Here is a 1,514-nt window from a genome sequence, read left to right as displayed (position 1 = left end):
GTTGCAGAATAGTCTCGTCAACTTCCGTGGGTGGGGTATTGCGTCTGTCCTCACCAGTACGCTCATCCAGATAACCCTTGATGGGTGACGCCTTTTGTTGGGGGACAGTGAAATCGTCAGAATCAGCAAAAGTATGCCAATGTCGCCGATCTCGGGATACCTCATCATCTGAGGCAAGTCTCCCCACTTTTAAATGATTACTGATAACAGAAGCTGTAAACGGGCCAGAAATTTTCCCTTGCTTACGAATATACCATTGTCCGTGTTTATGTCTCATTGCCATTGCTCTTAGCAATAACCAGATTGCTATACTAGCACCATGTCGACTTGTATAGTGGCTTTATGCAAATAAATAGATTCCAACAGCCTAACACGGAAGTGATTTCAAATGCCTCTTCAAAACTGGTAGACACGCTGCCTGCCGGACAAAAAATGGAGGCAACCGTCATCGCAAGAGTGAATGCCGAACAAGTCAAACTTCAGCTCGGAGATAAGGTTGTCCATGTCAACACACAACAAGATCTCTCTGCCGGGCAGAAGGTCATATTGCAGAAGTCTATTGAGTCGGGCCAACCCGTGATTCAGCTCACACCCGTAGTGTCAGCTAAGCCTGAAATACAAGCAGCGACATTAGCTACGCTATTAAAATCCGGACAGGTCATCGCTGCCGATGTGGTGAAGCTACTCGCACAAAACCAGCTGTTAGTCACACCTAAATTTGTGACTGATAAGGCAGTTAACTCGTCCCAAGCAGCTCAACTTAGTCAATTAAATGCGGCTTTACCCAAGCATATGGAAATTAATGTCAGTCACCTTAATCAAGGATTTAAGGTTGGCGACAAGCTGGCGCTTGAGATTCTAAAAACCATACCTTTATCAGTCAAAATAATGCCAGATAATGCGACACGTGAAGAGCGTATTGTCAGTTACCAAAGAGCGTTATTACCGTTATTACAAAATTTCGTCACTAAGCCGGCGACAATGAATACCTCGGCCACAAATACACCCACTTTGCCTGAGCCTGTCAGGCAGGCATTGACCAATGTAATCCAAAATTTAGTCGATAAGCAGACATTACAACAGCCAGAAAAATTACAACAAACGATCAACAATAGTGGTGTTTTTCTTGAAAGTCAGTTGAAACAAAATGTAGCACAATCAAATTTACAGCAGAATTTGAAAGCCAACTTACTGCGTCTAGCTGATACGCTGAAAGCACATATACAGTCACCATTACTACCTAAAATTCTGGATAATCCTGAGTTGATTAAACAGCTACCAACGGAGGTTCAGACAGCAATCAAACAAGTGTTATCAGCCCCTCAGGAACTGCGTGCGCTACCTGCGCAAATTTCACCTGCTTTAGCCAATAGAGGACAGACACCAACGCAGCTCTTATTCAGTTTATTGGCGGGGTTAACAACAGCAACAACAGCTGAAAAAACACAATCCCCCCAAGCATCGCCCAATACGTCAACTGCTATGCCATTGCCGACCACGAATATGACAGCAAT

General features: G+C 44.2%; 2 protein-coding genes. One reads left to right on the top strand and one right to left on the bottom strand.

Annotated elements, in window-relative coordinates:
• Positions 1-277, bottom strand: a 277-nt coding sequence (locus B4K20_RS03880; protein ID WP_289281953.1) for a hypothetical protein, incomplete at its 3' end; no start/stop codon positions are given.
• Between the two features lie 65 nt (positions 278-342).
• Between B4K20_RS03880 and B4K20_RS03875 the strand changes: the two genes are divergently transcribed.
• The coding region (locus B4K20_RS03875) for a hypothetical protein (RefSeq protein WP_289281952.1) at positions 343-1,514 on the top strand (1,172 nt) is incomplete at its 3' end.

The organism is Methylophaga sp. UBA5088 (genome assembly GCF_002414625.1).
Lineage (GTDB): Bacteria > Pseudomonadota > Gammaproteobacteria > Nitrosococcales > Methylophagaceae > Methylophaga > Methylophaga marina.
This window is presented reverse-complemented; position numbering and strand designations above follow the sequence as displayed.